Genomic DNA, 21,421 nt, shown 5'->3' on the forward strand with positions numbered 1-21,421 from the left:
TCGGCCTGACCTGAATATCAACGCGCCCTTGAGCATTTCGATTTGAGGGTCGGATGCCTCAGTCCTCCAGCGTCCCGGACCTGGCGTCGGCGCTCTTCTTGTCGCCGACCAGCTTCAGGAGATCCTCGCCGGCGCGGATGATGCGGCGCGAGCGGCGGGTCAGGATGATGCCGTCCTGCGGCGCGAGCACTTCCGTGCGGCCGCCGGCCTCGCCCGGCGTATGGACGACGGTGGCGAGGCGCGCGCCCTTGGCGACACGATCGCCGGGCTTCACATCATAGAGGACGGCGCCAGCCCTGGGCGCCGGCATCATGTCGATGTTCTCGAGCGGGGCCACGACGCCCTTGAACGGGCCGGGCGCGGGCACAGCCGGATCGGCGATCACGCCGCGCGTCACCAGCAGGCGATAGAGGCCTTCGGCGTCGGCGGCGGCCAGGGCGCCGTCAACATCGAGGATGCCGCGATATTCGACCGTGGTGGCGACGCGGCGGTCGAACTTCGCCACATCGGCCGCCGCGTTCTGATAGGGCATGATCGCCGCACCCTCGAACGTGCCATCGGTGTCTTCGCTCCACAGAAGCACCCCATCGACGCCCATGGCGGCGGCGCAGTCGGCCATGGCCGGCCACAGGCTGGTGTGGATGTAGAGATAAGCGAGGCCCTCATCGTCGCAATGCAGGTCGAGCACGATGTCGTGGCCGAGCGACAACTGCACCAGCCGGGTCTTCAGCCGCTGGTCCGCCGTGGCAAGCGTGGTGTCCGGCAAAAGCGCGACATCCGGCGCGGGCAACAGCGGAAAGCCGCGGTTGAAATTGGTGCGGGTGCCCAGATGGAAGCGACCCTGATGTTCGCCGAAATGATACTGGGCGCGACCGATCGGATTGGCCCAGGGCACGATCGTCAAGGAGCCCTTGATGCGGCCTTCGGCTTCAGCCTTGTCGAGCATCGGCATCAGTGCGTCGATGGCGACGACGCCCGGCAGTTCGCCTGCATGGAGGGCTGCCTGCAGGTAGGCCGAGGGCGCTGATTTGTCGGTTCCCGCGAACCGGAACACCGGAAATTCGTAGGAGACGCCCTCGGCTTCGCCGGCGACGCGTTCGATCGATTTCTGCATGACATCCTCCTTCGGCAGGGGGAGAGACATGCCCCTCGACGGGGCCGTTGTCGAGTGGTCCAGTCTGTCTGACCATGGGCGCACTATTCGGCGGGTTGCGCCACCGGCATGCGGCGATCCAGCGTCTGCGACAGCACCGCGACCGTGACCGCCAGCAAGGCGAGGGCCGCGCCGACCAGTGGCAGGTTGGCGTAGGAGACGCCCCAGGACAGCGCGACGCCGCCGATCCAGGCACCGCTGGCATTGCCGACATTGAACGCGCCCTGGTTCAGCGTGGCCGCGAGATTCGGCCCCTCGGATGCCGCCTCGACGACGCGGATCTGCAAGGGCGGCACGACGACGAAGATCAGCAGCCCCCACAGGAAGACGATGCCGATGGCGACGCTTGCGATCGCGCCGAACTCCATGAAGAAGACAAACAGCACGGCCATCAACAAAAGCGTGCCGATCACCGTCGGCATCAGCTTCCAGTCGGCCAGCCGGCCGCCGATGATGTTGCCGATGGTCATGCCGGCGCCAAACAGCAGGAGCACCCAGGTGACGGCGGCGGTGGAGAGACCGGATACTTCGGTGAGGTAGGGCTTGATGTAGGTGAAGACTGCGAACAGGCTGGCCGAGGCCAAGGCCGCGATCAGCATCGCCAGCCATACCTGCAGCTTGCGCAGAACGCGTAGCTCGCCGCGCAGGCCGCCGCCGCTCGGCTCGGCGACATCGGCTGGCACCAGCCACGCGATGGCCGCCACCGAGAGCAGTCCGATGCCGACCACGGCGATGAAGGTGGAGCGCCAGCCGAAGGCTTCGCCAAGGGCGGTGCCCGCGGGGACGCCCAGAATGTTGGACAGCGTCAGTCCGGCGAACATGAGTGCCATGGCGCTGGCGCGCTTGTTGCGCGGCACAAGACTCGCCGCGACCACCGAACCGATGCCGAAAAATGCGCCGTGGCCAAAGGCGGTGAAGACGCGCGCGGCCATCAGTGTCCAATAGTCGGGCGCGATAGCGCAAAGCAGGTTGCCAACGACGAACGAAGCGGTCAGCCCGACCAGCACCGGCTTGCGCGGCAGATGCGCGGTGGCCATCGCGACGATCGGCGCGCCGAAGACGACACCCAGCGCATAGCCGGTGACCAGAAGGCCGGCGGCCGGGATCGTCACGTGGAGGTCGGCGGCGACCTCCGGCAGCAGGCCCATGATGACGAATTCGGTGGTGCCGATGCAGAAGGACGCGATGGCAAGCGCAAGGATCGGCAGGGGCATGGGACGTCCAGAATGAATCGGTTCAATCGGAGACTGCGCGAGGATGCCCGCTGTGCGCAATACACATTGCCGCAATGCAGCAATGCAGAAAGTCAAGGGCAGAGATGAAACGGGGCGCCCGCGCGCCCCGCTTCGGTTCATCCATGGAAGAAAGGCGAGCTTTCCCGGCTCAGTCCTTTTTCGGCAAGGCATAGGCGATGATGTAGTCGCCGCGGTCGGGGGACTGGCGCGCGCCCCCGGCCGAAACAACGACAAACTGGCGGCCGCTTTCCGGCGAGGTGTAGGTCATCGGTGTCGCCTGCGCGCCGACCGGCAGCCGGCCTTTCCAGAGTTCCTCGCCGGTGGCGACGTCGATGGCGCGCAGATAGTAGTCCTGCGTGCCGGCATAGAAGACGAGCCCGCCGGCCGTGGTTATCGGCCCACCGAGCGAGGGCATGCCAACGGGGATCGGCAGGCCGGTCTTCATTCCGAGCGGGCCGGTGTCCTGCAGCGTGCCCGCGGGCACCTGCCAGACGAGCTTGCGCGTGTTCAGGTCGATGGCGCTGATGGTGCCGTATGGCGGCTGGTGGCAGGGCACGCCGAGCGGCGACATGAAGCCGTTTTTCAGCGCTCCGTAGGGCGTGCCGAGCTGTGTTCCCAGCCCGTCATGAGCGGCCGACGGGCCATAGGTGTCGGCCTGCGCGCGCGGCAGCAACTGCACGAATTGCGGCATGCGGATATCGTTTACGATCAGGGTGCCATTCGCCTCGTCGACAGAGGCGCTTCCCCAATTCATGCCGCCATAATAGCCGGGATATTGCAGCGATCGAGTAAGACCTGGCGGCGTGAACTCGCCATCATAGCGCAGCTTCCTGAAGCCGATGCGGCAGTAGAGCTGGTCGAAGGGGGTGGCACCCCACATGCGGGCTTCGGTGAAGGGCTCGGTGCCGATTGAAGGCATTCCGACCGAATAGGGCTGGGTCGGCGACAGGAAATCTTCCTTGGCGCCGCCAGTCCGTGGCACCGGCTTTTCCCGCACCTCGGCGATCGGCTTGCCGTCGCGGCGATCGAGCATGAAGATCTGGCCGCGCTTGGTCACCTGGATCAGCGCCGGCACCTTGCCGCCCTTGCCGTCCGGCACGTCATAGAGGGCCGGCTGCGAGGGGAGGTCGTAGTCCCACAGATCGTGATGCACGGTCTGGAATTTCCAGCGCTCGCGGCCAGTGGCGATGTCGAGCGCCACGACCGAGGCGGTGTAATCTTCCGCCGCCTTGCTGCGTTCGCCGCCGAAGAAATCCGGCGTGGCGTTGCCGGTCGGCAGATAGACGAGGCCGAGCGCGTCGTCATAGCTCGGCGTCGACCAGACGTTGGGCGTGCCGCGCGTGTAGCTCTGGCCTGCGGGCGGAAGCTTGGTGATGGCGGGATTGCCGAGGTCCCATGCCCAGACCAGTTCGCCGGTCCTGGCGCTGAAGGCGCGGATGGCGCCGGACGGTTCGCCCGTCTCGACATTGTCCCAGACCCAGCCGCCGATCATGATGAGGTCGCGCATGACGGTGGGGGCCGAGGTCTGGAAGTAGAAGCCGGGCTTGACCTCGCCCATGCCCTGCTTGAGGTCGACGCTGCCGCCCTGGCCGAACTCCTGGCAGGGCTGGCCGGTCTTGGCGTCGATCTCCATCAGCCGGGCATCGATGGTCGTCATGACGATGCGGCCGGCGCATGCCGCCGATGCGGGGGCTGGTGCCGTCGTCGTGGTGCCCTCGGCGGCGGGGTCCGTCGCCACGGCACTGGTCTCGTAGTAGCTCACGCCACGGCAGCGCTGCCACAGCGGCGCCGACGCCTTGGGATCGAATTTCCAGCGCGGTTCGCCGGTCTCGGCATTGAGCGCATTGACGATGTTATGCGAAGAGCAGGTGTAGACGGTGTCGCCCACCTGCAGCGGCGTGTTCTGGTCTTCCGCGCCCTTGGTCGGGATATCGCCGGTCCGGAAAGTCCAGGCGACCTTCAGGTCTTTCACATTGTCCTTGTTGATCTGGTCGATCGGCGCATATCGCGTGCCGGCGGGCGTGCGGCCGTAATGGCGCCAGTCGGCGTTCGACGTCGCGGCGACCGGAACGGGCGCGGTGGTGGTTGCAGCCACCGTGTCGCGGATCACCCCATGTGGCTGAAAGGCATAGGTCCCGGTTGCGATCAGCGCCAGCACGAGAAGGCCGGCGAAGGCAAAGGGACCCCGCTTGCCGCCACGCGATGACGGAAACAGCGGCGCCAGCAGAAGGGCGACGACCGCGAGCACGGCGGGCGCGACCAGACGTGGCACCAGCGGCCAGAAATTCAGGCCGGCTTCCCAGAGCGCCCAGGCGATGGTGGCGAGGAAGACCAAAATGTAGAGCCAGAAGCCCGCCTGCCGGCGCAAGACGAAGAGGAAACCGGAAATGATGATGCCGACACCGGCCGCCGCGTAGTACCAGGAGCCGCCGAGGCCGACCAGTTGAACGCCGCCATACAGCAGCGGCAGGCCGATGATCATCAGGACCAGGCCGAAAAGCACGAGCAGCCAGATGCCGCCGGATCTGTTGGAATCTTGTTCTGACATGTCGATCCTCACGCTTGTCCGGATGCGGGCGCCTCGCGGTCGCGGCGGCTTAAAGGGCCGTCAGGGCGATCTGGGATGTGAGGTCGTCGGCTTCCGGTTTAGGCGACGGGGGCTTCGCCAGGAAAAGAATTTTATCGCAACCTAATAGATAGCATGCTATCTGTATTGCCATGTCCAAGCAAGACCCGGATCGTGCCAGATTTGGCCTATTGGTTATCTCAGTCGCCAGGCTGTGGCGTCGCGCCGCCGACAAGGCGCTCGACGATTGCGGCCTGTCGCATGCCACCGCCATGCCGCTGGTGATGCTGTCGCGGCTCGGCGACAACATCCGCCAGGGCGTGCTTGCCGATCAGCTGGGCTTCGAGGGCCCGTCACTGGTTCGCATCGTCGACCTCTTGATGGAAGAAGGGCTGGTGACACGCGCCGAGGATCCCGCCGACCGGCGGGCGAAGATCCTGTCGCTGACCGATGCCGGGCGCAGCCGGGTGACCGAGATCGAACGCCTCCTGGCGGTGCTGCGGGCCGACCTGCTCAAGGATGTCGGCGACGCCGAATTGCGAAATTCGGTTGGCGTGCTGGAGCGGCTCGAGACGATGCTGGTCGCGCAAGAGGACGCGGAGTAGGAGCGCCTGAAGCGCGTCGAAGGCTCATGCGACGCGCTTCAAGTCTTGGTTTTATGCATGTCGTTTCCCCAAAACCGCGCGCACTTTTGGGCGACAAAGCCGGGGCGCAGCCTTGGGCGACATGCATCAGACCAGCGGCTTCAGCTCCTGCGCGATGGTGGGCAAAAGCTCCGAGACGGTGGGGTGAATGTGTACCGCACGCGCGAGCGTGTCGACGGGCGCCTTGGCGTACATGAGGTCGAGCACGCAATGCACCGCCTCGTCGCCGCCGGGGCCAAGCACCGAGCAGCCAAGGATCTGCCGGCTCTCGGCATCCACCAGTATCCTCATGAAGCCTTGCGTCTCGCCTTTTTCGACGGCACGGCCGACACGGGTCATCGGCCGCTGGCCGACCAGCGCGGGGCGCCCTGACTTGCGCACCGCCGTCTCGGTCATGCCGCAGCGGCCGAGCGGCGGATCGATGTAGAGCGCATAGGCTTCGATGCGATCGCTGACCTTTCGCGGATCGTTGTCGAGCAGGTTGGCGGCGACGATCTCGTAGTCGTTGTAGGAGGTGTGGGTGAAGGCGCCCTTGCCGTTGCAGTCGCCCATTGCCCAGATGCCGGGCACGCTGGTGCGCAACTGGTCGTCAACGGTGACGAATCCGCGCTTGTCGAGTTCGACGCCGGCCTTGTCGAGGCCGAGATCGTCGGTGTTGGGGACCCGGCCAAGCGCCAGCAGCACGTGCGACCCAACCGCCGGTGGCTTGCCAGCCGAGAAGGTCACGGTAACATCCCCGCTTTGTCTGGCGAAGCCGATGTCGTCGGCACCGGTGTGGACGACGATGCCTTCGTTTTCGAGGATCGACAGGATGGCGGCCGAGACGTCCTCGTCCTCGCGGCCGGTCAGCCGGGGCGCCTTCTCGATGACCGTGACCTCGGAGCCGAAGCGGCGGAACATCTGCGCGAATTCGAGTGAGATGTAGCTGCCGCCGACGACCACGAGATGGCGCGGCAGCACGTCGAGATCCATCATCGACGAATTGGTCAGGTAGTCGATGTCGTGGATGCCGGGCAGGTCGGGCACCGAGGCTCGGCCGCCGGTGTTGAGGAAGATTTTTTCGGACGTCAGCAGGTCATCGCCGACACGCACCGTGTAGGCGGATTCGAAACGCGCATGGCCGCGATAGAGCGTGCAATTGTCCAAGCCGGCGATCCAGGCCTCCAGCCCGGTACGGGCGTCGTTCGACACCTTGTCCTTGCGCGCCTTGATCCGCTGATAATCAACCCCGAGGGGACCAGGGAACGTCACGCCATAATCCGCCGCACGCCGAGCCAGATGCGCGGCATAGGCGCTTGCGACCATGGTCTTGGTGGGCATGCAGCCGGTGTTGACGCAGGTGCCGCCGACCAGCTTGCGCTCGATCAGCGCGACGCTCATGCCGGCCGCCGAAAGGCGCCCGGCCAGCGGCGGGCCGGCCTGGCCGCAGCCGATGATGATGGCGTCGAACGCCTTTGCCGTCATCTCAGCGCGGCCACGATCAGCAGGCCGCAGATGATCGCCACCGCGTCCTCGATGAAGGCGGCGGGCTGGTCCTTGCCGAAGGCGTCCGCCAGCCGGGCGCGTGCTTCGGCGCCGCCCAGCGTACCGATGACAGCGCCGATGACGCCGGCGACGAGGCCCCCGATGGTGGAACCGCCGGTAGCGCCGATGACCGCGCCGGTGAAGGCGCCCATGATGATGCGCGCACCGAATTGCGGCGGGGTTTTCCGGCTCGGTGTCGACGGCAACTGATCGGCGACCAGTTCGGCGAGGGCCAGGATGGTGAAGATGCCGACGGTGGCCCAGTGGCCCACGAAGCTTGCCCATGTGCCGGCAACTGGCAGCCAGCCGAGCCAGGCGCCCCAGGCAATGGCGGCCGGCGCCGTCATGGTGCGCAGTCCGGCGATGACGCCGATCAGCAGTGCAAGAATGTACAGCATGGTTTGTCCCCTCCATGCCGGACGCCAAGTCCAGCAAAGGCAAGCTAACATAAGCCCCGCATTTGACCAGCGGCGAAGTCGCTCGTGGCGCTTTCCCGCCAGCACGGAGTGTGTTCTGCGTGCGGGACAACAGGAGGGCACGGCATGGCTGACAGCGAGCGCGCAAGGATGGCTCAGGGTGCTTGGTATACTTGCCTCGACGCCGAGCTGGAAGCGCTGCGCGGTGCCGCCGCGGATGCGGTGTTCGAGCACAATTCCCTCCCGCCCCGTCAGCGCGGCAACCTGGGGCCGACCCTTAAGGCACTGCTTGGCGGTGCGGGCGAACGCGCCCGTATCGAGGCGCCGTTCCACTGCGCCTATGGCTTCAACATCCATCTCGGCGACGGCGTCTTCCTCAATGCCGGCTGCACCATACTGGACACGGCGACGGTTCGCATCGGCAAGGGGACGCTCCTCGGCCCCAATGTGCAGATCTACTGCGCCGAACATCACAAGGAAGCGGTCGGGCGGCAAGCAGGGCTGGAGATCGCCAGGCCGGTCGAGATCGGCGCCAGCGCCTGGATCGGCGGCGGCGCCATCATCCTCGGCGGCGTGACCATAGGCGAGGGCGCCATCGTGGGCGCGGGTGCGGTGGTGACCCGCGACGTACCTGCCAATACCACCGTCGTCGGCAATCCCGCGCGGCCGCTCGGACGCGGTTGAGCAGATCAGGACGCGAGCGTGTGCGCCATCGGCTCGTGCTGATCGGCTCGCCTGGAGAATTCGCGCTGGTATTGCGCCGGCGACGTCCTCAGCCTCGCGGCGAAATGCTGGCGCAGCGACGTGGCGCTGCCGAAGCCGGCTTCAAAGGCCACGATGTCCATGGACTTATCCGTGGCTTCCAGCAGACGCTGCGCCAGTTCAATCCGCTGGCCGGTCAGCCAATCGCCGAAGCTGGTGCCGATGGATTTCTGAAAGCGGCGGGTGAAGGTGCGCCGGGTCAGGCCGGCCGCCTCGGCGACGCTGTCCAGGCTGTGCGTCTCGCCCAGCGTCGCGCGAACCGCGTCGAGAGCCTGGGTGAAACGGTCGGCGTCCGCGCCCCTTGCCACCGGATGCTCGATGAATTGCGCCTGCCCGCCCTGCCGGTGCGGGGAAAGCACAATCTGGCGCGCAAGCCGAAGTGCCGCTTCGGCGCCATAGCGCGCTCGCACGATGTGGAGACAGCAGTCGAGGCCGGCGGCTACGCCGGCCGAGGTCACGATATCGCCATTGTCGACATAGAGCACCGCGGCATCGACAGCGATATCGGGATGCAGCCGCTGAAGTTGATCGCAGTACGCCCAGTGCGTCGCGGCACGGCGCCCCGAAAGCAGGCCGGCAGCGGCAATGGCAAAGGTGCCGAGACACAGGCCGACAATCAACGCACCCCGCCGGTGCGCCCGGCGCAGCGCCTCCACCAGCGGCGGCGATGGCGGCTCGTCGAGATCATGCCAGCTTGGGACGATAACGATCTCGGCGCCGTCGAGCCCGTCCAGCCCATGCGGCGCGGTGACGGTCAGTCCGGCTTCGGTATGGATGGGGCCGGCCTTGAGCGCGCAGATGCGGAAATCAAAGCGCGGCAGACCAAGCGCCGTCCTGTCCTCGCCGAAGACAAGGCATGGAACGGACAGATGGAACGGGCTGATGCCGTCGAAGGCAAGGACGGCAATAACTGGATTGGACATATGGGCACCAAGGAACGTGAAATCCGATTGTCCCAATTCTTTCGTATGATGTCAATCAGGCCACTTTCGGCCGCGCGCCGCCGGCTCTATCCTTACCCAATCCAATCAAGCCCACGGGAAAGGACAACCACCATGTCGGAACCAGTCAACGGCAAGGCACCGCGCCGCGCGCTCATCGTCATCGATGTCCAGAACGACTATGATGGCGGCAATCTCGCCATCCAGCATCCGCCGTTCCGGGACAGCGTCGTCAATGTGGCTGGCGCGATGGATGCCGCCACGGAGGCTGGCGTCAAGGTGGTCGTGATCAAGCAGATGGCTCCCGAGACGTCGCCGATCTTCGCCAAGGGCAGCCATGGCGGTGAGCTGCACCCCGAAATCGCCAGCCGGCACCGCGACCATTATGTCGAGAAGAACCTGCCTTCCGCCTTTACCGGCACGGACCTCGAAGAGTGGCTGCGCGCCAACGCCATCGATACGATCACGGTCGTCGGCTACATGACGCATAATTGCGACCTGTCGACCATCATCCACGCCGTGCATATGGGGTTTGCCGTCGAGTTCCTGTCCGACGCGACCGGCTCGCTGCCCTACGCCAACAGCGCCGGCTATGCGTCAGCCGAGGAGATCCACCGCGTCGTGACCGTTATCCTGCAGTCGCGCTTCGCGGCGGTGCTCAAGACCGCCGAATGGGTCGAGTGCCTGAAGACCGGCGCCTTGCCAAAGCGCGATACGATCCATGCTTCCAACCAGCGGGCATTGGCGCGCAACGCTGCGTAGAATCTCCGGAAACAGAAAGGGCGTCGCGTTGCCGCGGCGCCCTTGTCGTTTGTCGTCCTGGATAGTCCTAGAACAGGCCTTCGATCTGGCCGGCTTCGTTGAGGAAGATCTTTTCCGAGGACGGCGCCTTGGGCAGGCCGGGCATGGTCATGACCTCGCCGCAGATGACGACGACGAAGCCGGCGCCGGCCGAGAGCCTGACCTCGCGGACGGGCACGGTGTGGCCGGTCGGCGCGCCGCGCAGGTTCGGGTCGGTCGAGAACGAGTACTGGGTCTTGGCCATGCAGACCGGCAATTTGCCGTAGCCGGCGTCTTCCCAGGCCTTGAGCTGGTCGCGCACCGACTTGTCGGCGATGGCCTCCGAACCGCGATAGATGCGCTGGACGATGGTGTTGATCTTCTCGAACAGCGGCATTTCATCGGGATAGAGCGGCGCGAACTGCGAGGCGCCGGACTCGGCCAGTGCCACCACCTTGTTGGCGAGATCCTCGATACCGGCCGAGCCATTGGCCCAATGCTTGCACAGGATCGCCTCTTCGCCCATCGAGGCGACGTACTCTTTCATCGCCTGGATTTCGGCGTCGGTGTCGGAATAGAAGTGGTTGATGGCGACCACCGCCGGCACGCCGAACTGGCGGATGTTCTCGATGTGGCGGCCAAGGTTGGCGCAGCCCTTCTTCACCGCCTCGACGTTTTCCTTGCCAAGGTCTTCCTTCTTGACGCCGCCATTCATCTTCATGGCGCGCACTGTGGCGACGATGACGGCGGCCGCCGGCTTCAGGCCCGCCTTGCGGCACTTGATGTCGAAGAACTTTTCAGCACCGAGATCGGCGCCGAAGCCGGCTTCGGTGACGACATAGTCGGCGAGCTTCAGCGCCGTCGTGGTGGCGACGACCGAGTTGCAGCCATGCGCGATGTTGGCGAACGGGCCGCCATGCACGAAAGCAGGGTTGTTCTCCAGCGTCTGCACGAGGTTGGGCTGCATGGCGTCCTTGAGCAGCACGGCCATGGCGCCGTCGGCCTTGAGGTCACGGGCATAGACCGGCGACTTGTCGCGGCGATAGGCGACGATGATGTCGCCGAGGCGCTTTTCCAGGTCCTTGAGGTCGGTGGCGAGGCAAAGGATGGCCATCACTTCCGAGGCGACGGTGATGTCGAAGCCGCCTTCGCGCGGGAAACCGTTGGCGACGCCGCCGAGCGAGCAGATGATTTCGCGCAATGCGCGGTCGTTCATGTCCATGACGCGGCGCCACACGACGCGGCGCGTGTCGATGCCGAGTTCATTGCCCCAATAGATGTGGTTGTCGATCAGGGCCGACAACAGGTTGTGCGCCGTGGTGATGGCGTGGAAGTCGCCGGTGAAGTGGAGGTTCATGTCCTCCATAGGCACGACCTGCGCGTAGCCGCCGCCGGCGGCACCGCCCTTGACGCCGAAATTCGGGCCGAGCGAGGCCTCGCGGATGCAGACGATGGCCTTCTTGCCGATGCGGTTGAGGCCATCACCGAGGCCGACCGTGGTGGTTGTCTTGCCTTCGCCGGCCGGCGTCGGGTTGATGGCGGTAACGAGGATCAGCTTGCCGTCCTTGTTGCCCTTTACCGACTTGATGAACTCGGCGGAGATCTTCGCCTTGTCGTGGCCGTAGGGCAGCAGATGTTCGGTCGGGATGCCGATCTTCTGGCCGATCTCCTGGATCTGCTTCTTCTTGGCGCCGCGCGCGATCTCGATGTCGGACTTCACTTCGGCCATGACGGCTTTCCTTCAGATTGGTCGGTGGAGGGGACGGGTTGATCTCTATCGCAAGCATGTTGGAAACGGCCCGCGGGCGCGAGGGCATGTTCTAACCCTGTCGCTGCCGCGGCGTCAACTTGCATGCAACTATGTTTCCTATGAAGAAAAATTTCTCTGCAGCCGACGGACCTGTCAGCGGTTCTTCTCGTGCCGGTTGCCGCGCCGTATAGAAGCCAGAGCACGAGACGTTCCGCCGTCTCAAAACAGCCGCACAATGCACGGAATGCGACAGAGGGGAGGGCGCAAATTCGCCATCGCCATGTCGCCCGTGGACACCGCTACTGCGTCAGCACGTTGCTGATTTCGACCAGGTTGGAGCGGACCCTGAGAACGTAGAAGCCCATCGTCGTCAGATGCGTCGGGAAAATCCAGCCATCCTCGCGGCCATTGGCGATGATGAAGGGCTGGATGCGCAGCGCCGAGGTGAATTGCTGATCCATCGTGTCCCAGAGGTTCTGCAGGTGCTTTTCCTTGATCACATCCTCGAAGTCGGCCTGTGCGCCCTTCATCAGCCCGTAATAGGCGTAGAGCTGGCCATAGGCGAACCAGTAGCGGTCGTCGGCGCGGAAATCGAACCAGCCATTGTTGTAGTGCTCGGCCCGGTCCTTGAGGATGGCCGAGGTCGAGCCGATATCGCTGGCGATACGGTCGATATACTGCTTGAGATTGTCGGCGCGGGCATCGAACACCGTCTGGCAAGTTTCCAGCCGGGAATTGAAGGCGCGCAAATTGGCAATCGCGCGTCTATAAACGCTGGGCGTCGTCGCCGTCATGCCGTTGCGGCTGATGTACCAGATGGATTCGTCATACTGCAGCTGGCCGCGGGCTTCCTGGAGATTGCTGTCGATCTGCGAGGTGGTGCGCACGCGGCCGAGATTGTCAGCGAGTTCGGTCGCGGTGCGCCGAACCGCCTGGTTGATACCGCGCTGGAACGATGCCTTGTTGTCGAAGAACGGTGTGCTGTCCCAATCGATGCCGAAGAGGCCGAGCTTGTAGAGGATCATCGACGACACCCAGGCATTCTGGTTGACGTTGAAGTCGGTCAGGTCGGCCGCCACCTGGGCTATGCCCGAGTTTCCGCATGTCTTGGCGGTGTCGGTTCCGGCACCAGCCGCCACCTGCTCGCCGGCGGAGACGTTGCGTTTGTCGAAACTGTAGGTATCGGGATAATTCGGGTTGAAATTGTTCCACCACTGGGTGGCGTAGAAGAAATTGCCGTACAGGCCGATCAACACCAGAAGTGCGGCGCCGACGATGGCCTTGAGGATCCAGCCGCGTTGAACATACCAGCGCCCGGCCCACATGAACGGCCACAGGATGACGCCGATCGCAAAGCCGAGGCCGCGGCCTATCCATTGGAAAATCAGGGTGACGAAGTTCACGATCGGATCAAGCATGGCAATGTCCCCCTAGTCAGTCAGGCCATAAAGGCGGGTGCGGAACGCCACCTTGTCTTTCAGATATGTGGTTTTCAAAACGTCCACAACATGCGATCGCCAGGCGTCGCTAAAGCCTTCATAATCCTTGTAGAAGCCGTCCTTGTTGAAGATGTAGCGCGAGACGAAATCCGTCGGAACGAAATCGGAGATCAGGCGGTTGGTCAGCCAGGCGTCCGGGTGATCGGGCTTTGCCCGGATGACCAGGAAGCGCTGCCGCGGCGATACATCATCGATCCTCAATTGGCCGAGTTGGGCGATCTCGCGCTTGGCGGCGTTGAGGAAGGGAAAGTTGCCGTCGCTGGTGATCAGGTCGGCATGGTTCTGGATCCAGGCCTGCAGCCAGACCTTGTCGACGTCGGTCAGATTGCGGTCCGGCTCGGCGTCGCGGATCAGCGCGCGGACGATCATTTCGGCGCGATGCTCGAGATAGCCGGATGCCTCGATCCATGAGGCGCGCGGCAGCTCGATGCGGCCGGTGGTGGCGAGGAACCTGAACACCTTGTCGGCATCCCTGATCGACAGGTAGCTCACCTGCCAAGGCCGCGAGCGGCGAAAGCCGGGCGCCGCCGGATCGCCGATCACCGTCGTCATATCGGGATCGACGAACACGTACAGGCCGCCGAAATGGCTGGTCCAATAGGCATTGTGGCGGAAGATCACCTGGTCTGGCACCAGCGCGTTCTCGCGGATGTCGCCGCAGACCTTTGCCAACTGCACCATGCGGGTCAGCATGGCATTGTCGCGCCAGGCGTCGGGCTCCTGCTTCAGCCGGTCGACGAGCTTGCCGAGCTCGGCGGCCTTGCCCAGCACATCCTCGGCCGACAGCACCTTGAACTCGACCTGGTTTATCGACAGCAGGTCCTCGATATCGTTGACCTTGGGGACGGAATCCTCGATCTCGCCGTAGATCACATCCTTGATGGTCAGCGCGTCGATCGCGCGCTGGTTCCTTGTCATGAACTCGAACATCAGCTGCGAGGTGTTGGAGAAGGCGGTGTGGACCACCGGCAGGTCGATCTGCGACGGGGTCAGGATGATGAAGCGGCGGTTGACCTCGTCGGGATCGAGATAGTCGTAATCGCCACATTCCTCGGCAACCTGCGGCGAGAAGCCGGTGCGATCGATCTCGAAGCTCTCAAGCTTGGTCGGCTGCTTGCCGAAGGCGGCCAACGCCTTGTTGTAGCGCTGGATGAGATGCGGTTCGTCGACGGTCAGCAGCCGGCCGTAGATGAGGTCATTGTCGCGGAGGAGGTCGTGTTTCAACTTCCCTTCTCCCCGTTCACGGGGAGAAGGAAGAGCCGCTGCGCTCACACATTCCAAAGCCCCTTCTTCTTCATCTCCTCCATCTCGCGGCCTGCCCTCTCACGCAGCCTTGCGTCGCGCAGCAGTTTTTCCACGGCGGCGTCGTCGGATTTGTCGGAATAGCGGAACTCGCTGTCGGCGTAGCGGTTGATTTCCTGCATGACCATTTCCATCGAGAACGGCCCGCGCAGGTCCTCGATCATCGCTTTCTTGTCGTCATAGCCCTTGTGCATGAAGGCTTCCGGCTTTTCGAACCATTCGTCGGGAAGCTCGATGTCCATGGCGCGCATCTTGATGGCGTCGGTGACGTTCTTGATGGCGCGGCCGGTGAAGCGCGGCTCGGCGGCCTTGATCAGGTGCAGATAGGTGCCGATGTCGGCCATCGACTTTGGTTCGCCATTCTCCCTCATGTAGCGCTCGTAGACCCGCATCAGGCCATCCTCCCGCGGCCTCTCATGCTCCTCATAGGCCTCGGTCACGGCGCGCTGGATCTCTTGCGCGGCGTAGAGCTTGTGGTCGCCAAGCGGGATCTTGTGATTCTTGCCGGCGAGCAGCACGAAGATGTCGATGTAGTCGTCGCGGGTCTGTGGCCCGTCGACCAGCCATCGCGCGCCGGCGCGCTGGCGCAGCGCATCGTCGACGTTTTCGGGATAGTTCGAGAACATGCCGAAGGAGCAGTTGCCGCGCACCACGGTGGAGGCGCCGGCGAAGGCATCCATCAAAACACCGGTGATTTCCTGCTGGCCGGCGGAGGCACGGTCGTCGGAACGGCGCGCGGCGACCTGGTCGATATCGTCGATGGTGCCGAAGCCGATGACGCGCGGGTTCAGGACGTTGTTGATGAACTGGCGGCAGTTCTGGCCGGACTTGCCCTGGTAGGACGATATCTGGTCGACGCCGAAATTCTCATAGGCGAAGGGATAGCCGGCGACCTGGCAGTAATCGTTGACGAGCCCGGCGATCATCTGGATCAGCGTCGTCTTGCCGGTGCCGGGCGCGCCGTCGCCGATGAAGGTGAACAGGAAGCCGCCGAGCTCGACAAACGGGTTCAGCTCGCGCTCGAAATCATAGGCCATCAGCATCTTGGCGAGCTTGACCGACTGGTATTTGGCGATGTGGTTGCCGACGACCTCTTCGGGCTTCTTGAAGGTCATGACCAGCGGCCTGGAACGCTTGCCGGGTGCGACGTCGAAGCCGTCGAGAGTGAAATCATCGGCGTCGATGCGGATATGGGCGTTCTCGAACGGGCCAATGCCGTCGAAACGGCCTTTTCTGGCCAGTAGTCCATCGATGGCGACACGGGCAAAGGCGCGCGCCCTGGTCATCAGGTCGGTGTCGTCGGCCGAGCCTGCGATGGCCTTGTCGAGGCCGGCGAGAATCGACTTCACCGCGTCCTGCGGCGTGTCGAACAGGAAGTCCGGCTCGGGCGTGTCGTTGGGCGCCTCGCCATCGCTGTCGATCAGCTGGGAGAGATAGGAGGAGAGGCTGAAGGCGGAAATGTAGGCCGAGGCCGACAGAAGCTTCTTGAAGGTGGCGGCGTCGTCGCCTTCAAGCGGCGCGCGGACGTTCCTGGCTTGCAGGCTTTCGAGATCGGAGCCCTCGGCGAAAATGTCCGAAATGGCCAGCGCGATCGCCGTGCCGCGCCGTGCGCGAAACAGAAGTGTGTGCTGCGGGATGGTCAGCAACTGGTCGTCGGGATGAACGGCGCCGACGGTCTTCGACAGCTCGACCTCGCTGGTGCGGCGCACCGAGCCGACCGAAACGGTCGAGACGAAGCGGCGGTTGGTGCCGGCGAGTGCTGTGCCGGACCCGCGCGACGGGTCCTCAAGCACGACGATGCGGGTGATGAAGCTTTGCGCGGTGGCGCGATGCTTTTCGATCGCCGCCTCGGAAATGGTGGTCAGGCCGGTGTCCATCAGATTGTCCTCTCCGAGAAGGGCAGTGCAGCCGAAACCAAGCTTGCCTCAAACATCACTGATCACCTGTCCGTTCGACAGGATGTGGACCTTGTAGCCGGCAAAGATCTTCTGTGCCTCGCCGGCGGCGTAGAGCGCCTGGTAGGCTTCGTGCGGGATCAGGGCGTGGTTCTCGTAGCTCGAGACGCCCTGCCGGGCAGCTTCCAGGTCATCGGTGTCGATGAAGAATTCTTCCGATGACGGCTCGCTCGACCACAGGCCCTTGCGGCCGGGTTTCTCGCCCTTGGAGTAGACCTCCTGGATGGTCCAGGTCAGCAGCCATGCATTGTCCGGCTTGCGCACCTTGGCCAGAACCTCGGCCACCGTCGAATTGTTGTCGGTAATCCCTGCCGAATAGAATGGGCCGAGCACGACGCGGCGCAGCTGCTTGGGATGCAGGTCCGGAAAGTCATTGTCGAGGTTGACGGCAATGGTCGCCGGCGACAGCGTGTAGGCCGAATTCTTCTCGGTGAAATCGTCGAAACGGTGCGCAAGCTCTGGGTTCAGCAGGCCGTCGACCGGCAAGGGGATGTCGACCTTGTCGTTCAGCTTTCCATTCCTGTCGACAAGCTGGCGGATCATCGCCTCGGAGGAATCCTCCACCGTCACCATGTAGACCAGCGGCAGGTTGGCGCTGCCGTCGAAGCTCGCCCAGTGGACGAGATAATAGGGGCGTCCGGTCTTGGGATTGACCGAGACCTTGGCCGTCCGCGCGAGCGTGAAGGGGCCGAAGGTCTCCTTGCTCCTGACGTCTTCCAGATAGAGCCGCTCGGCCATCGACTTCTGCAGCGCGGCGGGGAATTCCTTGCGGCGCAGGATGAAGTCGGCCATCTCCTCGCGCAACTCGCCGGGCTGCGGAATGTTGGCAATCCGGCTGTCAGCCTGGCGGCGGTCGTTCTCCAACTCGAGCAGGTTCTGGAACACCGGAAAGCCGCTCTCGGCGCGCGAGATCCGGAACGTGTCCATGAAGCCCAGCCGGTTGCGCCAGCAGGAAAACGACTTGTCGAGCCGGGCGATGTACTCGGCAACGATGCCGGCGACGATGCCATGCCGGTAGAGCGGCGAGCGGTCGTCGCGCATGAACACTTCGAGGCCGGCAAGTGCAGCCGTGATGGCCGAGAAATATCGCGCCGCCGCGTCGTTTTCGGGGGTCATGATATTGGCCCTGAGGAGTGCGGCAATTACGACTGCACGTAGTTGGCCGCGTTGTGCTTCTTCAGCACGTCGTCGAAGCGGCGGGCAAAGGCGTCGTCGGCCAGCTTCTTGCGGCGCTGGATGTCGGCGCTGGCCACCATGTTCTTCTCGTGCATTTCCAGCAGGTCGCCAATGTGCTTCTGCGAGGCCGCGCCAATGCCGGCCATGGTCTCTTCCGCCGTGTTGTCTACCCGGCTGCCCAGCGTGTTGATCTTGTGGGCGACGTCCTGCTGGGCGGCGGTCTTCAGCGAGTCCTCCAGCGCCTTGTAGAGCACGATGCGCTGCTCGGTATCGATGGTCAGCTTGTTGATCAGCGTCGACTGCGCGGCGATCTGGTTGTTGAGCGAATCCACGAATGTCTGGAACATCGAGGTGTAGCGCTCCAGCGTCTGGCTTTCGGCCAGCAGTTCCTGCTCCTTGGCCTGCTTTTCATTGTATTCGGTGGCAAGCTTGGAACGGTCCCCCTCGAGCTCCGTGCGATCCTTCTGGCTGGTCGACGCGGCGATCTTGTTTTCGATGTCGAGCAGCATCGGGTTCAATTCCTCGATGCGCTTCTGCACCGCTTCGAGGTTGGACATGGTGGTCTTGCGGCGCTCGATCACCTGCGACAGGCTGGCCTCGGAGGTCTTGTAGCGCTGGTCGAGGATCTGCTTCTGCGCCTTCAGGATGCCGACGATGGTGTCGGACTTGGCCAGCAGTTCCTGCAGATTGCCGGCCAGCGACATGTTGCGGACGCGGTCGGTGCGCATGCGCTGCTTGCGCTGGGCCGAGAAAATGCCAACGAAATTTTCCCAGCCCGAATAGTTTTTCATGCTCTCGAATTCGGCGCCGAAGACATTGGTGGCGTCCTCGAGCCCGATGATGAGGTCGGCGATGTTGCCCTCCATCACCTTCTGCTGTTTCAGCACATCCTCGATGCGGGCATTCTCGATGTCGAAATTGGCGTCGCCGATCTTCTTGTCGGCGGTGGCGAGCGTGTCGAGCACTGTGCCGGATTGCTCGATCTTGGAGCGCATGTCCTGCACGACCTGCTTGGTCTTGGCTATTTCGGCATCGAAATTCTGCAATGTCGCCATAGGGGCCTCCCGCTTCGGCATCAGGTCGCTGATCGCGAACAGCGGCGAATATATGTGGGGCATCCGGCGATTGAAAGGCGCAAGACAAGAGCTTGCCCGAAAACAAAAAAATCCGTCACGCCCTTGAATGGCAGTCGAAGCGTGGTCATGGCGTGATTAGCTGCCCGGCTAAGCGTAGTTCAATTGCCATTGAACTTCCGGGCCGGCAAGGCAGTCGATCCTGACCGGTGCGGACGCTGCGAAATTCAACCGGGAACCAAGCCGTTGCAGTCCTGGCGTGTCAGGCGAGGCCGGCCCTGCTCAGGGCTTGGGATCGGCCTTGAGATAGGCGATGACATTGGCGATGTCGTCGTCGCTGCTCAGGCCACCAAAATACATCTTGTTGCCGGGGACCTTCAGCTTGGGGGACTTGAGATATTCGGCAAGGTTCGCCTCGTTCCAGACGAGACCAGCGGCTCCCGCGCTCTTCATCGCCTGCGAATAGTGGCCAAGGAAACTTTCGGCCGTGCCGGCGGTGCGGCCGACGACGCCCAGGAGATGCGGGCCGACCTTGTCGCGGTCGGTCGCCGCTTCATGGCAGGCGATGCATCTGTTGAAGACCTGCTTGCCCAGCGCGGCATCGCCGGCGGCATGGGCGGCGAGGGTGCCGGCAAGGAGAAGGACACCGGCGGACGGGACGGTTCGAAGCATGGCTGACCCCGACGAGTTCTGGCTGGGAGCGCAAGATAGGAGGCAGCCCTTAACAAAGGCTGCATTCTCACGGATTTCAGGCGTCCCGCGCCAGGTCGTGGCGAACAAAGCCGCTCGGAAGGTCGATGTCGGCGCGGTCGCGAGCGGAAACGTTGCCCGCACCTGCAGGGCGGTTCAGGACTTCATGAAGCCGATGAAATCGTCGGGTGCCGCGCGGCCCATCTCTTCTTCCCAATGGCGGCGGCAGAGCGAGACGTAGACGTCCTTGCCGATCGCTACCTGGTCGCCCTGCCGGGCCACCTTGCCGTCGGCGCCGAGGCGCACGACCATCGTCGCCTTGCGGCCGCAGCGGCAGATGGTGCGCACCTCGCGCAAATCGTCGGCGATGGCCAGCAACGCACGCGAGCCGGAAAACAGCTTGCCCTGGAAATCCGTGCGCAGGCCGTAGCACATCACCGGGATGTTCAGCCGGTCGGCGATGCGCGCAAGCTGCCAGACCTGTTCCTCCTCGAGGAACTGCGCCTCGTCGACGAAGACGCAATGCACAGTCGTATGGTCGTGATGCTCGGCGACCCTGGCGAACAGGTCGTCGCCGTCGCGGAACATCTCGGCCTCGGTCTCCAGCCCAATGCGCGACGAGATCAGCCCGGTGTCGCCCTTGCGATAATGGCCGGCGACGAACAGCATCGTCGTCATACCGCGCTCGCGGTAATTGTACGACGCCTGCAGCAGCATCGTCGTCTTGCCGGCATTCATCGTCGCATAATTGAAGTAGAGCTTTGCCATGCCGCCTTTTAAGCCGACTTGCCGATGCGCGGGGAGGGGGCGCCTCGACAGTCCACCACAAAACGCCGCCCTTCGACAAGAAAAGCAGGAAGCGTGTCGCTGATCGGCCAGTCCGCGCCGTTGATCGTGATTGCCTTGCGGCTTGAAACCGCTCCAAAATGGTGTTTGGCTGACGAAACAAGGCGGGCAGAGAAACCGTAATTTCGCTCCGCCAAAGAATCACAATGGGAGAATGACTATGTCGCGTATGAATTCCTTCGTCGCAGGGCTCGGTCTTGCGGCTCTGCTGTCCACGAGTGCCGCCTATGCCGGTGACGCGGCAAGCTGCAAGACGGTGCGTCTCTCCGATGTCGGCTGGACCGATATCCAGGCAACCACCGGCCTCGCCTCGGTGCTGCTCACCGCGCTCGGCTACGAGCCGAAGGTGATCCAGCTTTCGGTCCCGGTCACCATGGCGTCGCTCAAGAACAAGGACCTTGATGTCTTCCTCGGCAACTGGATGCCGTCGATGACCAACGACATCAAGGACTACACCGCCGACGGCTCGGTCGAGACCATCAGCACCAACCTGACCGGTGCCGGCTACGGCATCGTCGTGCCGACCTATGTCGCGGATGCCGGCGTCAAGACGCTGACCGATCTCGGCAAGTTCAAGGACAAGTTCAACGGCAAGATTTACGGCATCGAGGCCGGCAATGACGGCAACCGCATCATCCTCGACATGATCAAGAACCCCGCCGACAAGCTCGACGGTTTCGAACTGGTCGAATCCTCCGAGGCCGGCATGCTGACGCAGGCCGAGCAGTCGATGAAGAACAATGAGTGGATCGCCTTCCTCGGCTGGACCCCGCATCCGGTGATGGGCGCCATGAAGATCACCTATCTCGACGGCATGGGCGACAGCGGCTTCGGCGCAGCGACGGTCTTCACCAACGTGCGCAAGGGCTACACCACAGAGTGCCCGAATGCCGGCAAGCTGATCGCCAACCTGAAGTTCAATCTGGCCATGGAAGGCGAGATGATGGACGCCATCCTCAAGGGTGGCGATGCCCAGACGGTGGCGACCGCCTGGCTGAAGAAGAATCCGGATGCGATTGCCCCCTGGCTCGCCGGCGTGACCACCTTCGACGGCGGCGACGCGGCAGCGGCGGTCAAGACCGCGCTCGGAAGCTGAGCCGACTGAATTC

Annotated in this window: 18 protein-coding genes; 4 read left to right on the forward strand and 14 right to left on the reverse strand. The window is 63.8% G+C overall.

All coding sequences use genetic code 11. The annotated features are described in order from the left end of the window. Positions 1-58 precede the first annotated feature (58 nt). From ACO07C_RS23720 to ACO07C_RS23730, 3 genes are all read right to left on the reverse strand, one after another. Positions 59-1,114 carry a peptidase M14 gene (locus ACO07C_RS23720; protein ID WP_421916599.1) on the reverse strand — a complete coding sequence of 352 codons (1,056 nt, stop codon included), beginning with the start codon at positions 1,112-1,114 and terminating at the stop codon, positions 59-61. Positions 1,115-1,197: 83 nt separating this feature from the next. After that, positions 1,198-2,367, reverse strand: a complete 1,170-nt coding sequence (locus tag ACO07C_RS23725; protein ID WP_421916600.1) for an MFS transporter — start codon at positions 2,365-2,367, stop codon at positions 1,198-1,200. A gap of 169 nt (positions 2,368-2,536) precedes the next feature. Then, a complete protein-coding gene (locus ACO07C_RS23730; RefSeq protein WP_421916601.1) occupies positions 2,537-4,936 on the reverse strand; it encodes a membrane-bound PQQ-dependent dehydrogenase, glucose/quinate/shikimate family in 2,400 nt (799 codons plus the stop codon). Between the two features lie 209 nt (positions 4,937-5,145). Here ACO07C_RS23730 and ACO07C_RS23735 point away from each other — a divergent pair, with 209 nt between their 5' ends. Then, complete coding sequence (locus ACO07C_RS23735; protein WP_421916602.1) at positions 5,146-5,559, forward strand: MarR family winged helix-turn-helix transcriptional regulator; 414 nt, start codon at positions 5,146-5,148, stop codon at positions 5,557-5,559. A 126-nt stretch (positions 5,560-5,685) separates the two neighbouring features. On the opposite strand, the gene ACO07C_RS23740 is transcribed toward ACO07C_RS23735, so the two are convergent. Continuing rightward, positions 5,686-7,062 (reverse strand): FAD-containing oxidoreductase, encoded by a 1,377-nt coding sequence (locus ACO07C_RS23740; protein ID WP_421916603.1) that lies wholly within the window; start codon positions 7,060-7,062, stop codon positions 5,686-5,688. Then, on the reverse strand, positions 7,059-7,520 hold the full coding sequence (locus tag ACO07C_RS23745; RefSeq protein WP_421916604.1) for a DUF4126 domain-containing protein: 462 nt from the start codon (positions 7,518-7,520) through the stop codon (positions 7,059-7,061). Before ACO07C_RS23745 ends, ACO07C_RS23740 begins: the two co-directional genes overlap by 4 nt. A 144-nt stretch (positions 7,521-7,664) precedes the next feature. Between ACO07C_RS23745 and ACO07C_RS23750 the strand changes: the two genes are divergently transcribed. Continuing rightward, a complete protein-coding gene (locus ACO07C_RS23750; RefSeq protein ID WP_421916605.1) occupies positions 7,665-8,222 on the forward strand; it encodes a sugar O-acetyltransferase in 558 nt (185 codons plus the stop codon). 5 nt (positions 8,223-8,227) lie between these two features. Here ACO07C_RS23750 and ACO07C_RS23755 read toward each other — a convergent pair whose 3' ends face one another. Continuing rightward, complete coding sequence (locus ACO07C_RS23755; RefSeq protein WP_421916606.1) at positions 8,228-9,223, reverse strand: GlxA family transcriptional regulator; 996 nt, start codon at positions 9,221-9,223, stop codon at positions 8,228-8,230. A 132-nt stretch (positions 9,224-9,355) separates the two neighbouring features. Here ACO07C_RS23755 and ACO07C_RS23760 point away from each other — a divergent pair, with 132 nt between their 5' ends. Next, positions 9,356-10,003, forward strand: coding sequence for a cysteine hydrolase family protein (locus ACO07C_RS23760; RefSeq protein ID WP_421916607.1), 648 nt, complete (start codon positions 9,356-9,358; stop codon positions 10,001-10,003). Between the two features lie 67 nt (positions 10,004-10,070). Here the strand turns inward: ACO07C_RS23760 and ACO07C_RS23765 are convergent, their stop codons facing one another. The 8 genes from ACO07C_RS23765 to ACO07C_RS23800 form a co-directional block, all read right to left on the reverse strand. Then, entirely contained in the window at positions 10,071-11,750 is a 1,680-nt protein-coding gene (locus ACO07C_RS23765) for a formate--tetrahydrofolate ligase (RefSeq protein ID WP_421916608.1), read from the reverse strand. Positions 11,751-12,070: 320 nt separating this feature from the next. After that, positions 12,071-13,189 carry a DUF2333 family protein gene (locus tag ACO07C_RS23770; protein ID WP_421916609.1) on the reverse strand — a complete coding sequence of 373 codons (1,119 nt, stop codon included), beginning with the start codon at positions 13,187-13,189 and terminating at the stop codon, positions 12,071-12,073. Positions 13,190-13,201: 12 nt separating this feature from the next. Next, entirely contained in the window at positions 13,202-14,494 is a 1,293-nt protein-coding gene (locus ACO07C_RS23775; protein ID WP_421916610.1) for a DUF6638 family protein, read from the reverse strand. A gap of 44 nt (positions 14,495-14,538) precedes the next feature. After that, positions 14,539-16,449, reverse strand: a complete 1,911-nt coding sequence (locus tag ACO07C_RS23780) for an ATP-binding protein (protein ID WP_421916611.1) — start codon at positions 16,447-16,449, stop codon at positions 14,539-14,541. 48 nt (positions 16,450-16,497) lie between these two features. Further along, a complete protein-coding gene (locus tag ACO07C_RS23785) occupies positions 16,498-17,643 on the reverse strand; it encodes a hypothetical protein (RefSeq protein WP_421916612.1) in 1,146 nt (381 codons plus the stop codon). 26 nt (positions 17,644-17,669) lie between these two features. Further along, complete coding sequence (locus ACO07C_RS23790) at positions 17,670-18,758, reverse strand: hypothetical protein (protein WP_421916613.1); 1,089 nt, start codon at positions 18,756-18,758, stop codon at positions 17,670-17,672. 300 nt (positions 18,759-19,058) lie between these two features. Then, positions 19,059-19,448, reverse strand: coding sequence for a c-type cytochrome (locus ACO07C_RS23795; protein WP_421916614.1), 390 nt, complete (start codon positions 19,446-19,448; stop codon positions 19,059-19,061). Positions 19,449-19,622: 174 nt separating this feature from the next. Beyond that, positions 19,623-20,234, reverse strand: coding sequence for a thymidine kinase (locus tag ACO07C_RS23800; protein ID WP_421916615.1), 612 nt, complete (start codon positions 20,232-20,234; stop codon positions 19,623-19,625). A 238-nt stretch (positions 20,235-20,472) separates the two neighbouring features. Here ACO07C_RS23800 and ACO07C_RS23805 point away from each other — a divergent pair, with 238 nt between their 5' ends. Continuing rightward, entirely contained in the window at positions 20,473-21,408 is a 936-nt protein-coding gene (locus ACO07C_RS23805; protein ID WP_421916616.1) for a choline ABC transporter substrate-binding protein, read from the forward strand. Positions 21,409-21,421 lie beyond the last annotated feature (13 nt).

Source organism: Mesorhizobium sp., from assembly GCF_965229135.1.
Taxonomy (GTDB): Bacteria; Pseudomonadota; Alphaproteobacteria; order Rhizobiales; family Rhizobiaceae; genus Mesorhizobium.

What these genes read in the sequence shown, in the direction of transcription:
- ACO07C_RS23720 (WP_421916599.1), bottom strand. Translation starts at nt 1,114, where the DNA reads ATGCAGAAATCGATCGAACGCGTCGCCGGCGAAGCCGAGGGCGTCTCC.
- ACO07C_RS23725 (WP_421916600.1), bottom strand. Translation starts at nt 2,367, where the DNA reads ATGCCCCTGCCGATCCTTGCGCTTGCCATCGCGTCCTTCTGCATCGGC.
- ACO07C_RS23730 (WP_421916601.1), bottom strand. Translation starts at nt 4,936, where the DNA reads ATGTCAGAACAAGATTCCAACAGATCCGGCGGCATCTGGCTGCTCGTG.
- ACO07C_RS23740 (WP_421916603.1), bottom strand. Translation starts at nt 7,062, where the DNA reads ATGACGGCAAAGGCGTTCGACGCCATCATCATCGGCTGCGGCCAGGCC.
- ACO07C_RS23745 (WP_421916604.1), bottom strand. Translation starts at nt 7,520, where the DNA reads ATGCTGTACATTCTTGCACTGCTGATCGGCGTCATCGCCGGACTGCGC.
- ACO07C_RS23750 (WP_421916605.1), top strand. Translation starts at nt 7,665, where the DNA reads ATGGCTGACAGCGAGCGCGCAAGGATGGCTCAGGGTGCTTGGTATACT.
- ACO07C_RS23755 (WP_421916606.1), bottom strand. Translation starts at nt 9,223, where the DNA reads ATGTCCAATCCAGTTATTGCCGTCCTTGCCTTCGACGGCATCAGCCCG.
- ACO07C_RS23760 (WP_421916607.1), top strand. Translation starts at nt 9,356, where the DNA reads ATGTCGGAACCAGTCAACGGCAAGGCACCGCGCCGCGCGCTCATCGTC.
- ACO07C_RS23765 (WP_421916608.1), bottom strand. Translation starts at nt 11,750, where the DNA reads ATGGCCGAAGTGAAGTCCGACATCGAGATCGCGCGCGGCGCCAAGAAG.
- ACO07C_RS23770 (WP_421916609.1), bottom strand. Translation starts at nt 13,189, where the DNA reads ATGCTTGATCCGATCGTGAACTTCGTCACCCTGATTTTCCAATGGATA.
- ACO07C_RS23780 (WP_421916611.1), bottom strand. Translation starts at nt 16,449, where the DNA reads ATGGACACCGGCCTGACCACCATTTCCGAGGCGGCGATCGAAAAGCAT.
- ACO07C_RS23785 (WP_421916612.1), bottom strand. Translation starts at nt 17,643, where the DNA reads ATGACCCCCGAAAACGACGCGGCGGCGCGATATTTCTCGGCCATCACG.
- ACO07C_RS23790 (WP_421916613.1), bottom strand. Translation starts at nt 18,758, where the DNA reads ATGGCGACATTGCAGAATTTCGATGCCGAAATAGCCAAGACCAAGCAG.
- ACO07C_RS23795 (WP_421916614.1), bottom strand. Translation starts at nt 19,448, where the DNA reads ATGCTTCGAACCGTCCCGTCCGCCGGTGTCCTTCTCCTTGCCGGCACC.
- ACO07C_RS23800 (WP_421916615.1), bottom strand. Translation starts at nt 20,234, where the DNA reads ATGGCAAAGCTCTACTTCAATTATGCGACGATGAATGCCGGCAAGACG.
- ACO07C_RS23805 (WP_421916616.1), top strand. Translation starts at nt 20,473, where the DNA reads ATGTCGCGTATGAATTCCTTCGTCGCAGGGCTCGGTCTTGCGGCTCTG.